The sequence below is a fragment of the Paenibacillus rigui genome (assembly GCF_002234615.1).
In the GTDB taxonomy this organism is placed as follows: Bacteria; Bacillota; Bacilli; order Paenibacillales; family NBRC-103111; genus Paenibacillus_S; species Paenibacillus_S rigui.
Window position 1 is genome coordinate 52,452 of the sequence record NZ_NMQW01000034.1, and the last position, 12,717, is coordinate 65,168.

The following is a 12,717-nucleotide window of genomic DNA, read 5'->3' on the forward strand; positions in this document are numbered from 1 at the left end:
AATACATTCTTTAGTTCATACTCTCCATGGAATAGATTGAGAGCATGGCGCTTTTCATCAAAGGGTACATTAGGGTTACAAACTTGCGTTCCAGAGGAGATTTGCAACCATGGAAAAGACTCGAACAAGGAAGCTGAATATTACCTTTGAAAGTGACATGGAGTCACCCCCGGCCAAGAAGCAGAAAGCGGGCCAGAAATCGGGTGGCTCCAAAGGAAAAGTTTCGGAATTTATTGCGCTTGCCTCCGTACCGCTGGTTCTGGTTTTGGGCAACTCTATGCTTGTTCCCATTTTGCCGGATTTGCAGGATCGACTAGGCATCAGTAAATTTCAAAGCTCATTGGTCATCACCTTATTTTCCGTTACGGCCGGACTCATCATTCCCATTTCCGGATATTTGTCAGACCGGTTTTCGAGAAAGTGCATTATTATCCCCTCTTTAATTATTTATGGAGCTGCAGGCGTGCTGGCAGGGTTCGGAGCTGTTTGGAACTCCTATACGACGATTATTATCGCGCGGGCAATACAAGGGCTTGGAGCCGCAGGAACCGCTCCTATTGCTATGGCGTTGGCCGGTGATATGTATTCGGGAGGAACGGAAAGTAAGGCTCTAGGCTTGACGGAGGCATCCAACGGCACTGGCAAAGTCATCAGCCCGATTCTGGGCTCTCTGCTCGCGCTCATCGTCTGGTATGCCGCATTTTTCGCTTTTCCTGTTTTTTGTCTTTTGTCCCTTTTAGCCGTCGTTTTCTTATTGAAGGAGCCAAAAAAAGGGCAGCCCGCCCCCAAGTTGAAGCCATACTTGAAATCGATCGGTACCATCCTTAAGGAGAAAGGCCGTTGGCTTATTACATCCTTTTTTGCTGGATCTCTGGCGTTGTTTATTTTGTTTGGGGTACTTTTTTACTTATCCGATATTTTAGAGGAGGCGCCTTACAATATCAAAGGAGTCAAAAAAGGCTTCGTACTCGCTATCCCATTACTGGGGCAAGTCGTTACCGCATATACGACGGGGGCGCTCATCAAGAAAAACGGGACCGTGATGCGATGGCTCATCAATATCGGACTGGCTTTAATGACAGCAGCTCTAGGGGTATGTAGCATCACACTCGGCAAAAACTTATATTTTCTCATCGGCCTGCTTACGCTAAGCAGTATCGGTACCGGGCTGCTTCTGCCTTGCTTAAACACGATGATTACCGGTTCGGTGGAGAAGCAACAGCGGGGGATGATCACTTCCATTTACAACAGCTTGAGGTTTCTTGGCGTCGCTTTTGGCCCCCCGTTGTTTAGCTGGATGATGGACATTTCGCATGCTACCGTCTTTATAACCGTAACGTCGTTATCCTTGATTACTTTGGGATTGGCCTTTTTCCTGATTAAACCGAAGGGAACCATCAGCTGACCTATCCTTCAGGAGCAGGATGCAGTCCAGGACAGATTTCATATATAATTAGAAGAAGTTATTTTATTCTAATTATGCAAGGATGTCCGCCGCGATGAAGGATTGTATATCCATTTCCTCCCGACTAATGCAACAAATTGAGCAATACTGCATTGCCCATTTGCCTTATGAGGCCTGCGGTCTTTTACTCGGCACGGAAGCTAAGCCGCAAACTGAAATGCCGTTATTTGTCCGCCGTTTTGTCGGGATTCCCAATACAGCTGCAAACCCGCGGCGGCATTTTGTCATGGATCCGTCCGTGTTCATTCCTTATTTGTTCGTACCGAATCCATCCCATGAATCCATTATAGGCATATTCCATTCCCATCCTTCAGCTCCTCCGGTTCCTTCTGTTGAGGATCTTCAAACCTCATGGATCGACGTGCCCAGCCATTGGATTGTATCCATACAGAATGCCGATCAACCGGAATGGCAAGCTTACCGCTATGAAAAGCTTCATCCAAACGAGTCCGGCAGCCTTACCCGATTCAAGCCCTTGCGTTTGATTACAACCACATGAATTGAGTAGGAGAAACGTTATATCTGGACCTTCCGAAGCTGTGCGACTGTGCTCAGCAATGGCTTTTCTCGTCAATAGGAGAGCAGGTTTTGGTTGCGCTATGTGGTAAAAAAAGAGCTTCAGCTGGCAGACTGCCAAGGCTGGAGCTCTTATTGATGATGGCTTAAATGTGCATAAAGATCACCCAGCGTATGGATATCACGGTTACGAATCTCTCGCATAAACCGGCTCCATAGCCTTGCTGTCATGCGCGCATCCTCCAAAGCATGGTGGCGCACTGTTACATCGATTCCATAAGCGTCCAGCATTGTGTCCAAGTCATAGCTTTTCAAGCGGGGGTTCAACCATTTTCCCAGCATCATGGTATCCAGCATACGGTGTGACAAATTAATTTTGGACGTTTTCCACAACGCTGAATTTAAAAAATGCTTATCATGGCCCGTGCCATGGGCTACGAGCACTTTTTGCTGAACGAATTCCAAGAAATCATGCAATCCATTAATAAGATCCGGAGCTTTCGCGGCCATATCATTCGTAATTCCCGTTAATTCAGTTATATTGTCCGGAATAGCCCGCTTCGGATTTACCAGACGATAGAAGGTTTCCTCTTCCTTGATGGTATCCCCTTGAACGGCTACAGCGCCGAAGGAAATAATTTCGTCCCCATTATACGGCGAAAAACCGGTAGTTTCCAAATCGAAAACTACCAGTTCCACCGTGTCCAAGGGGATATCATATAATGAATTTTTCCGCTGCTCTTTCATAATGGATCGTATGAAAGCCATCTGCTGGGCGCTCTGCACATCGAACATCGAAGTTATGGCAGGGGTAATACCGCCCATTTTGTATAGATGCCACATCCTACCCGCAGGTCTCATGTCTTTCACAGGATCTCACCTAACCTTTTTCCATCTCTTTTTGAACGCTTTTCTTCACAAACTTTTGCAACTCGTTGCCGATTCTTAATGCAAGCTTCAGTTCGCTCGTGCGCTCTTTAGTTAGTCTATCGGCCGGCAGCTTGCCCCGTGTTGTGTAATAACCGTCCTCGAGCTGAAATGGGGTTAGCGAACGCAGCTTTAATGCAATCGACAAAGCTTCAAGCCAATCCTGGGCAATTTCCTCTTCCACCCATCCACCTTCCATCAGTGCGGCAATTCTGGCATCCGTAGACGTTTCCCGTATTCCAGCCTCTACACTAAGCAGCCGGATGCCGTTTACAATAGGGATATAGGCACCGTACTTGATATCGACGCCCCCTGCATCTTCCCCGTACCGTTCTTTAATTAATTGCCCGAATAAACCTAAAGAAATTTTGTGATGAAGGGTGTTATGAAGCAGATGCTCCAGCATAACCGGATGCTGCTTGCAATAATGAAGCATTTCATCCGTTAGCCGGCCCGGCAGGCTCTGTTCCCCATAAATCAATCGCATATCTGCAAAAATAAGCAAATACCGCATGTGCTCCCAGTGCGGGTCACTCAACCATTCGTACAGCATGCTCCGATATCCGCTCCAAGAGTTGCGCCATTTCTCGTTCGTGCAGATAACCTCGCCCGAGCATGGAGGATAGCCAAGCCTTAACAACAAATCGCTAATTCGTTCCGCCAGCGCTGTAAAATACACGTCGGACTTTGCTGCAAGCTCCGGATCATTCGAATCCTCATAGATTAAACCATTATCCTGATCACTCCAGAGCGTTTGTTCCTGCCGCCCCCCACTGCCAAACAAGACGAAGGCAAATGCAACCGGCGCCTCCAGCCCCTGATCTTGCTGTAATGAATGCTGAGCCAGTTGAACCGCTCTCGCAATAAATAAATCATGCACCTGATTCAACTGCTTATTCCAATCAAGAGAATGGGAAAGAAGGAGACGCCCCTCGAACTCCTCATGCAATTGATCCCGAAATTGCCTCAGCTGCTCAACATGCCCAGCATTCGCAATTTCACTACGAACCATTTCCAACGAGAAATTTTCCATACGGGTTCTCCTTCAGTCTGATGTTGTAATTGTTTAATGATTCCGTTCTTTCCTTAAAGCGTGCTTGCTGCTCCACCTGCACCTTGAGCCGCTGCTTTTTTCATTTGCTCAGGGTAGCCGTAAGTGCCATGCTCGGAAAGATCCAGACCGATGATTTCCTCTTCTTCCGTAACCCGAAGACCGATTGTAATTTTGATAAGACCCAAGATAATGAAGGACACGACAAGAACGAAGATGAATGCACCGAACACGCCCAGCGCTTGCACACCCAGCTGCTCCAAGCCTCCGCCGTACAGAAGACCCGCTTTACCAACAGCTACCTTCTCAGCCAATTCAGGCCGAGCGAAAATCCCTGTGGACAATGTTCCCCAAATCCCTGCAATACCATGTACGGAGAAAGCGTAGATCGGATCGTCGATACCTGCTTTCTCGAACCATTGAGCCGTGAAGAAAGTAATGATCCCTGCAAGTGCACCGATAATGATTGCATCGCGAGGAGAAACGAATGCGCAAGCTGCCGTGATTGCAACCAGTGCTGCAAGAACACCGTTCAACATACTTGGAATATCCGCTTTACCAAAGTACATCCAGGAAACGACTAGCGCCGCTACCGCACCGGCTGCTGCTGCAAGGTTTGTGGTCAAGGCTACATAACCGAAGAATCCGTCGCCTGTGGCACTCAAAGTGGAACCTGCGTTAAACCCGAACCAGCCGATCCACAAAATGATAACACCGAGAACCGACAATACTTGGTTGTGACCAGGAATCAAGTTAGGCGTTTTATCTTTATTGTATTTGCCAATACGTGGTTTAAGCAAAATAGTTGCTACGAGTGCCGCCGTTGCACCTTGCAAGTGAACTACGGTCGAACCGGCGAAATCTTGCATACCCAATTGACCCAACCAGCCGCCGCCCCATACCCAGTGAGCAACAACAGGATAAATTAGAACGGTGAATAAAATACCGAAAATGAAGTAAACCGGGAGCTTGCCGCGTTCAGCGAATCCGCCCCATGCAATCGCAAGCGATACACCTGCAAAGGCTAATTGGAACAAGAACAAAATACCGATAGGAATCGGGGATTCTGCAAAAAGGCTGACAGAGCTTTTAATTTGCTCTTGTGTACCATCCAGGAAAAACCCGCCTTCACCTACAAAGCTGTTACCGTCACCAAAAGCTAATCCGAAACCGACTGCCCAGAAGGCAATGGCGCAAATACCGAAAGTAAGAATGGTTTTACCTGCAACGTGACCCGCGTTTTTCATCCTAGTCGAACCCGCTTCAAGTAAAGCAAAGCCTGCTTGCATGAAGATAACAAGGATTGCTGCAAGCATGACCCATACAGAGTCAATTGCGCTGGCTAATTGTGCGGGTGTTTTGTCGTCTGCCGCAAAAGCCATTGTTGGAACGAGCATGGACATGAGGCCTGTTGATAGGAGCATTTTCTTAAACATTGCTGACCACTTCCTTCTTAATGTTAGTTTAATTAACATCTTTTGAAAATCTTAATGTCATTATATACAGCTTTTTGGTATTTGACAATAGGGTTTTCGTGAAAAAACGCAAAAAAACGAAAAATAACCTAACATACAATGTTCATAATTCGGATTTTCCTTATAGATACAGAGTTTTTCATGATAATGCTGTAATCATTTCTATCAAATCTATCAATTAATGCATTCCTTTCTACAATATAACGTGATCTGACACGTCAGGTTTTGAACAACAATTTTTTTCTTCCTTATATAGGAAGAGATTCACAAGCCCTTGTTTGTACGGCATAAAAGCATAACGTTTGACTGTATGGTTTCATTTCAGTTATCATGATTACTAAAGAACGATTCACGATCATACCTTAATAGGGCGGTAGAATCGAATAGTGAACTACATGAAATCAACTTAATTAATACAGGGGTGATACTATGGGGATATGAAGCTTTATAAAATTGGCGAGCTGGCACGGATGTCGGATGTAAGCCCCAGAACCATTGATTACTATACAAAAATGGGTTTGATCGAACCGGAAACCCGCTCCGGTACGAATTATCGGCTGTACAGCGATGAAACCTTAAGCCGGTTGAAACGTATTGAAAGTATGAAGAGGGAGAAATATACCTTAGAGGAAATCAAGGCGAGCCTCGCATTGTGGAAAAAAGTTGGTCAAGACGAGATCGTGACAGATAAGCTCACATCTTTCCAGCTTCATTTGCAGCAGCTGCAAAAGGAAGCACAAGAGATTCTGCCCTTTCTTGACAAGCTCAAGCCGACTCAAATGAAAAATTTGAATAAAGTGCTGACTCCGCATACTGCAGCCTGTATCGAAGCCTTGCTGTTACTACTGGGTAAAAGCCCCTTATCCTAAATATAAACGGAGGTCTGCTGCTATGTTTTTTCACCCGATGGATTTCTTGATCATCATTGCTTTTGTGCTTTCTCTGTGGGCCCAATTCCGCGTTAAGGGGACATTCAACAAGTGGTCCGAGGTACGAACCTACTCCGGCATGACCGGTTATGAAGCAGCCCGGCGTATGCTGGATGCCAACGGATTGTATGATGTACCCGTAGAACCGATTCAAGGGCGTCTCACAGACCATTACGACCCGATGTCACGTGTAGTTAGATTATCGGAGCCCGTCTATTATGAAAATTCGATTTCAGCCATTTCGGTAGCCTGCCACGAGGTAGGTCACGCGATCCAGCATAAAGTACACTATCCGATGCTGACGCTGCGTCATCGTATGTTCCCAGTAGTAAACTTTGCTTCCGGCGTTGCACCTTTACTAATTTTGGCCGGCTTGTTCTTCCAGCAGTTTAATTTTCTGCTTGGCTTTGGCATCATCTTCTTCTCGGCGGCGGTAGCCTTTCAACTGGTTACTCTCCCTGTCGAGTTCAATGCGAGCAATCGCGCAAGAGATTTGATGGTCGCCGAGGGCTTTATTACGAATGATGAAGAACGCGGAGTAGCCAAAGTGTTGAATGCAGCCGCACTTACGTATGTTGCTGCAGCGTTAATTTCCCTGCTCGAGCTGCTGAAGTACATCATGATCTTTAATAACCGCAACGACGACTAAATTCGTTGCAAACCAAAACGCCGGATCCCTAATGGGTCCGGCGTTTTCTTATAAGTCAAGTCTGACTTTAATAAAATCTTATTTTTTATAAGGATCGAAAAAATTCATCAAAAAGCTATGGAAAACTTCGGCCACTAACGGAAGCTTTTCCCCTTTTCGCTGAATCAGACCTATGCTTCGGGTTACCAGAGGATCGATCACACGTACTTTGGCCGGTTGAAGCTGGCTGATCTCTGTCAACGCCATTTCGGGCAGCAGGCTAACCCCTACACCCGCGGCTACCAGCCCGCGGATCGTATCCGTCTCTTCGCCCTCGAACCCGATTCGAGGCACGAAGCCCGCCTTCGCACAGGCTTCCAGCACAATATTACGAAGCGAATACTCTTCGCTAAACATAACGAACGAATCATCCTTTAGCTGCTCCAGCCGGATCGTCTGATATTCCGCCAGTACATGCCCCTCAGGCACGATGGCATATAGCTCCTCCTGAAGAAGCAGCTCTCCTGTGACATGCTCATGTCGCTCCGGAAAAGGCGATATAAAGGCCAAATCCAGCTCTCCGTTAACAACATCACGAATCAAGCTGTTATAGGTTCCTTGCCGCAATCGAAATTTCACATTCGGGTGTGTCTGCCTGAAACCGGCAACGACAGTTGGAAGCAAATAAATGCCTAAGCTGTGAGGAAATCCAATCCGAATTTCTCCCGCTTCCGGATCCAAAAACTCACGTACCTCCATGACCGCCCTTTCAAGCTCGGTCAGGATCGCTTCCGCCCGGCCAAGAAACAGCTTGCCTACAGAGGTTAGCTGCAAATTGCGGCCCTTTTGTACAAACAAAGGGACACCCAGCTCCTCTTCCAGCTGATGAATTTGCCGGCTTACGGCGGATTGAGCGACGTGCAGTTCCTCCGCTGCCTGGGTTACATGCTCCTTGCGCGCCACTTTCACAAAATATTGAAGCTGTCTTAATTCCACTGCTGCTCCCCTTCCGATTGGACAAGTTCCTTTTAAAAAGTTTATAATAAATCTTGGTGAAATACCAATCATACTTAAAATAATAAGGAGGCCCATCTACATGGCACAAGAGCGTACAGGTGTTGCAACTTTAAAAGGCAACCCGATTACTTTGATCGGACCGGAATTGAAAGTTGGCGATAAAGCTCCAGACTTTAAAGTGAATAAAAACTTGACAGAGCAAGTTTCTCTGGCTGATTATGCAGGTAAAATTAAATTGATCAGCGTGGTCCCTTCCCTGGACACGGGCGTATGCGACGCTCAAACACGTCGTTTCAATGAAGAAGCTGCTAAGCTGGGCGACAATGTGGTCGTTCTCACGATCAGCGTGGATCTTCCTTTCGCACAATCCCGCTGGTGCGGTGCTGCAGGCATCGACAAAGTAATCACTTTGTCCGACTACAAAGACCGTAACTTCGGTACATCCTACGGTGTGTTGATCAATGAAATCCAATTGTTGATGAGATCGATCTTCGTTATCGACGCTAACGATACCATCCAATACGTTGAGTACCTGGGCGAAATGACTGAGCACCCGAACTACGAGAACGCAGTAGCTGCAGTTCAAAAGCTCGTTTAATCCTTCTTAAGCGCTCTGACCGCCTCAGCTTAAAGGAAAGGTCAGTCCTTGTTACATAGAAAAACATCGGGAGAGGCCCAAGGCTAATCCCGATGTTTTTTATGTTTATTGGTCTATTTTATGAGCGGCCAGTCGTTTATCCAACTGTTTGTATATTTCCAAAATCGTTCGATAATTCGACCCGAGATCACCTAACGATCCTCTCGAAGCCGAATAAATATCGACTGCACTTTTCAGCGGGTTAATCGCAAACAAGGTTAGGGTAATATCTTGAGTCCGGCCCGTTACCGTTCTCCGTTCGACTACAATCTCACCCACACTCCTGACCTCATGCAGAAGCTTGTAGCCATTCATTTTCTTAAACATGTTCGTGACTTCATCCCAAACCTGATCCATAGACAGTTTATAGTATCGGGTCTTTAAAGCCGGATCTTTCGCTTTCTCCCCAGTTGTTTCATGGCTGCGAATAAGGCCGATTAAGGTTCGCTTTAACAAAGCCTTCCCTCCTCATAGAAGTACAATACAATATCCGGTAAACACTATCTTTAATCATATCATTGTTTGCCTTGCAGAGAAAGAGTTATTTCACATTTTTGACATGATTGTTAACGTTTTATGAAGAAATATTACAAATGAATGACAGATATTCCCTCCTCATTCCATTGGGACATTATTCCTATATAGGACGGCCATGAATAGAGCTAAAATTATACAGCGCAATAAGGCGCAAGCAAATAACTTCAATTTCAAGGAGAATTACCTATGCTTATCCGAACCGCCCAATCTATTGCTGAGGTGCAGGAGGCTTACAAGATCGAGGAAGCCTCCTATCCCCTGGAGGCCGCTGCGTCATTGAATGCATTTTATGAACGTTTTCGCTTATTTCATCCTTACTTTATAGTAGCCGAGCAAGATCACCAAATCGTAGGCGTAGCCAATGGCATTCGGCTGAATCACGAGGACTTGTCCGACGAAGGCATGAAGCAAATGTCCGGTTATGATCAGGATGGACGCAACTTTTGCTTGCTGACCGTAGCTGTAGATGCTGATTTTCGGGGTCATGGCATCGGATATGAGCTGTTGAACGCGGTCATCCAACAAGCCAAGCAAGACAACCTGGAACATGTACTGCTCATGTGCGAGGAGCATTTAATCCACTTTTACCAAAGAGCAGGGTTCGTTTATGTTAAACCGTCCGCTTCAGGACATGCAGGTATTGCCTGGCACGAAATGAAGCTCATTTTATGACCCTAATTCCAAAAAATGATTTAAAACACCAGCAGGATTTTGCCTTCCACCTCCGAATATATAGTATCAACCATTTGTTTATTCATTAAACAAAGTAACTATTAAACAAACTTTAGAAGAGGTGGAACCATGGCATACTTTTTAGGCATTGATTTGGGTACTTCCGCAGTAAAATGTATTTTGGTTGATGATCAAGGCACGGTGAAATCCAGCCACAGCGTTGAATATCCGCTGCTTCAGCCTCAACCAGGCTGGGCGGAGCAGCATCCTGAGGACTGGTGGCAGGGAACAGCTGCATGCATCCAGGCATTGCTGAGCAAGTCTGGTGTTACAGGCCAAGAAGTAGCAGGCATTGGATTGTCCGGGCAAATGCACGGGTCGGTATTCCTCGATCGTGAGCTTCAGGTTGTCCGCCCTGCTCTGCTCTGGTGTGATCAGCGCACCGCTGCAGAGTGCGACTGGATCGAGGAAGCGGTAGGCGGCCGTGAGGCTCTGGGCCGCCTTACCGGCAACAAGGCGCTGACAGGCTTCACTGCGCCCAAGGTCGTCTGGCTCCGCAATCACGAGCCGGAAAACTACAGCCGTACGGCGCATTTGATGCTGCCGAAGGACTATGTGCGCCTCCAGCTGACAGGCGCCTTCGGTATGGACATGGCAGACGCAAGCGGCACGCTGCTCTTGGATGTGGCGAACCGCAGATGGTCGCCGGTAGTGACCGAGCGGCTGAACATTCCTATGGAATGGCTTCCGCCGCTCTATGAGAGCAACGACGTGGCCGGCCATCTCCTGCCGGCCGCGGCGGAACGGACTGGACTGGCGGTCGGTACGCCAGTCGTTGCCGGCGGCGGCGACCAAGCCTGCGGCGCGGTCGGCGTCGGGGTCGTGCGACAGGGCATCGCATCTGTCGCGCTGGGCACTTCCGGTGTCGTATTCGTTCACGACGACACCTATCAAGTTGATCCGGAGTGCCGGCTGCACTCCTTCTGTCACGGCGTGCCTGGCAAATGGCACCGTATGGGTGTCATGCTGGCGGCCGGAGGCTCGTTCCAATGGTGGAAAAACCATCTGGCCTTTGAGGAGCTTCAGCAAGCTGAAGCCGAAGGCAGGGATGTGTACGAGATTCTCACAGCCAAAGCAGAGACAGCACCAATCGGCAGCGAAGGTTTATTATTCATGCCGTATTTGACAGGTGAGCGTACGCCTCACCCGGACCCAAAAGCACGCGGCGGGTTCATTGGCTTGAACCTGCGTCATTCCAAAGCCCACCTGACACGTGCCGTGATGGAAGGCATTACTTTCGGTTTAAGGGATTCGATGGAGCTCATCGAGGCGTCCGGCATTGAAATCAAGGAGCTTCGAGTAAATGGCGGAGGTGCCCGCAGCTTGTTCTGGCGTCAAATGATTGCGGATATATTCGGCTATCCTGTCGTCACGGTCAATTCCACAGACGGCCCTGCCTATGGCGCTGCTGTAATGGCTGCATCCGGCGTTCTAGGCCAAGACATCAGCGACCTATGCGAGCGTTGGATTCAGGTCGTAGATCGCGTAGAACCGAATCCAGACAGCCAGGCACTCTACCAGCAGTATTATGATGTATATAAAACCTTATACCCTACACTGAAATCCACACTGCATCAACTGAGCGACTTGGTTTAATTCGAAGCCTGCCTTAGATGCCCTAAGAACACGATACTCTTCGGAGTACCGTGTTTTTTTTCTTTACAGGATTGTTCGGTTCCTACGTTGCCTCTTTTCTCCTCTACAGTTTATGCATCATAGGTTGAGACTGTCATGTCTCCAAAGTGTCCTCCGCCTTCATTGTGCTCCATGCCTGCTATCCTCTTTACGTCACAGAAAAAAGCCTGGGAGGAATTCGTTCCTCCACAGGCTCTCTATTTCATTCATACCAGACATTAAAATTGACTCAGCTTTGCGCCTTCCCAATCTGCAAGGAACCTTTCAATCCCCACATCCGTTAACGGATGCTTGATCATTTGCTGAATCACTTTATAAGGGACAGTTGCAATATCGGAACCCAGAAGCGCCGCTTCAATGACATGCGCGGAATGACGCACGCTAGCAGCAATAATTTCCGAGGAAATATTATGTACTTTGAAGATATCACTGATTTCTTTAATTAAGTTCATACCCACCTGGTTAATATCATCCAAGCGTCCAATGAAGGGAGACACGTAAGTAGCCCCGGCACGTGCAGCAAGCAAAGCTTGAGTCGAGCTGAAAATAAGCGTCACATTCGTTTTTATCCCGAGCCCGGTAAAAATTTTCGTAGCTTTAAGCCCTTCTTCCGTCATAGGCACCTTCACTACGATACCTTCACCTAGTTCAGCAAGCTTGCGGCCTTGTTCTACCATTTCCTTGGACTCAAGGCTGATCACTTCGGCACTGATCGGAATGTTCCCTACGATGGAAACAATCTCTCTTACCGTTTCAAAAAAATCTCTGCCTTCTTTGGCAATAAGGGAAGGGTTTGTCGTGACCCCTGCAATAACTCCCAGATCATGCGCTTTGCGAATCTCTTCAACGTTAGCTGTGTCAATAAACAGTTTCAAGCTTGTCACCCTTCCTTATCCTTTTCATAATAAGCCCAAAACCAAAAAACGAATGATTTTCAGTTTTTGGACGCAAAAAAACCCGCATATGCCGTCCGATTTAGCGTTTCAAACCCGCTCTCGCAGGTGGGTGTCCGCAGAACCGCATTTGAAGTCCCTTTTCGAGGGCATGTCAGCAACGATTCAATATAGGTCTCCCAAGAAACAGTCATTGGTTCAAAACAACTTAAAACCGAAACGTACATCGCAGGATTTTGTTGTATTCCTATTATAAGAGTTTCTTTCGCGAAAGT

The 12,717-nt window shown here is 47.3% G+C and carries 13 protein-coding genes and 1 other RNA gene; 7 read left to right on the forward strand and 7 right to left on the reverse strand.

The genetic code is table 11. The features are described from left to right. Positions 1–109: 109 nt before the first annotated feature. Both CF651_RS22015 and CF651_RS22020 read left to right on the forward strand, forming a co-directional pair. Positions 110–1,405: an MFS transporter gene (locus CF651_RS22015; RefSeq protein WP_094017032.1), complete on the forward strand. Its 1,296-nt coding sequence runs from the start codon at positions 110–112 to the stop codon at positions 1,403–1,405. A gap of 94 nt (positions 1,406–1,499) precedes the next feature. Next, positions 1,500–1,964, forward strand: coding sequence for a M67 family metallopeptidase (locus CF651_RS22020; protein WP_179232932.1), 465 nt, complete (start codon positions 1,500–1,502; stop codon positions 1,962–1,964). 149 nt (positions 1,965–2,113) lie between these two features. Here CF651_RS22020 and CF651_RS22025 read toward each other — a convergent pair whose 3' ends face one another. The 3 genes from CF651_RS22025 to CF651_RS22035 are packed head-to-tail and all read right to left on the reverse strand — an operon-like array spanning position 2,114 to position 5,395. After that, the gene (locus tag CF651_RS22025) at positions 2,114–2,851 is read right to left on the reverse strand and encodes an exonuclease domain-containing protein (protein WP_094017034.1); all 738 of its coding nucleotides are present in this window, start codon (positions 2,849–2,851) and stop codon (positions 2,114–2,116) included. Between the two features lie 10 nt (positions 2,852–2,861). Next, positions 2,862–3,941, reverse strand: coding sequence for a DUF294 nucleotidyltransferase-like domain-containing protein (locus tag CF651_RS22030; RefSeq protein ID WP_094017035.1), 1,080 nt, complete (start codon positions 3,939–3,941; stop codon positions 2,862–2,864). A 53-nt stretch (positions 3,942–3,994) separates the two neighbouring features. Then, positions 3,995–5,395 carry an ammonium transporter gene (locus CF651_RS22035; RefSeq protein WP_094017036.1) on the reverse strand — a complete coding sequence of 467 codons (1,401 nt, stop codon included), beginning with the start codon at positions 5,393–5,395 and terminating at the stop codon, positions 3,995–3,997. Positions 5,396–5,871: 476 nt separating this feature from the next. On the opposite strand from CF651_RS22035, the gene CF651_RS22040 reads away from it, so the two are divergent. Beyond that, entirely contained in the window at positions 5,872–6,303 is a 432-nt protein-coding gene (locus CF651_RS22040) for a helix-turn-helix domain-containing protein (RefSeq protein WP_094017037.1), read from the forward strand. A gap of 22 nt (positions 6,304–6,325) precedes the next feature. Continuing rightward, entirely contained in the window at positions 6,326–7,012 is a 687-nt protein-coding gene (locus CF651_RS22045) for a zinc metallopeptidase (RefSeq protein WP_094017038.1), read from the forward strand. Between the two features lie 78 nt (positions 7,013–7,090). Here CF651_RS22045 and gltC read toward each other — a convergent pair whose 3' ends face one another. After that, the gene (gene gltC, locus CF651_RS22050; RefSeq protein WP_094017039.1) at positions 7,091–7,987 is read right to left on the reverse strand and encodes a glutamate biosynthesis transcriptional regulator GltC; all 897 of its coding nucleotides are present in this window, start codon (positions 7,985–7,987) and stop codon (positions 7,091–7,093) included. Positions 7,988–8,087: 100 nt separating this feature from the next. Between gltC and tpx the strand changes: the two genes are divergently transcribed. Continuing rightward, complete coding sequence (gene tpx, locus CF651_RS22055; RefSeq protein WP_094017040.1) at positions 8,088–8,606, forward strand: thiol peroxidase; 519 nt, start codon at positions 8,088–8,090, stop codon at positions 8,604–8,606. Positions 8,607–8,711: 105 nt separating this feature from the next. Here tpx and CF651_RS22060 read toward each other — a convergent pair whose 3' ends face one another. Further along, on the reverse strand, positions 8,712–9,101 hold the full coding sequence (locus tag CF651_RS22060; RefSeq protein ID WP_094017041.1) for a DUF1499 domain-containing protein: 390 nt from the start codon (positions 9,099–9,101) through the stop codon (positions 8,712–8,714). Positions 9,102–9,368: 267 nt separating this feature from the next. Here CF651_RS22060 and CF651_RS22065 point away from each other — a divergent pair, with 267 nt between their 5' ends. Together CF651_RS22065 and xylB are read left to right on the forward strand one after the other, a co-directional pair. Beyond that, entirely contained in the window at positions 9,369–9,854 is a 486-nt protein-coding gene (locus tag CF651_RS22065; RefSeq protein ID WP_094017042.1) for a GNAT family N-acetyltransferase, read from the forward strand. A gap of 129 nt (positions 9,855–9,983) precedes the next feature. After that, on the forward strand, positions 9,984–11,510 hold the full coding sequence (xylB, locus tag CF651_RS22070; protein WP_094017043.1) for a xylulokinase: 1,527 nt from the start codon (positions 9,984–9,986) through the stop codon (positions 11,508–11,510). Positions 11,511–11,767: 257 nt separating this feature from the next. On the opposite strand, the gene fsa is transcribed toward xylB, so the two are convergent. Together fsa and ssrS are read right to left on the reverse strand one after the other, a co-directional pair. Then, entirely contained in the window at positions 11,768–12,424 is a 657-nt protein-coding gene (gene fsa / locus CF651_RS22075) for a fructose-6-phosphate aldolase (RefSeq protein WP_094017044.1), read from the reverse strand. A gap of 75 nt (positions 12,425–12,499) precedes the next feature. Beyond that, positions 12,500–12,680, reverse strand: a non-coding RNA gene (ssrS, locus tag CF651_RS22080) — 6S RNA. Positions 12,681–12,717 lie beyond the last annotated feature (37 nt).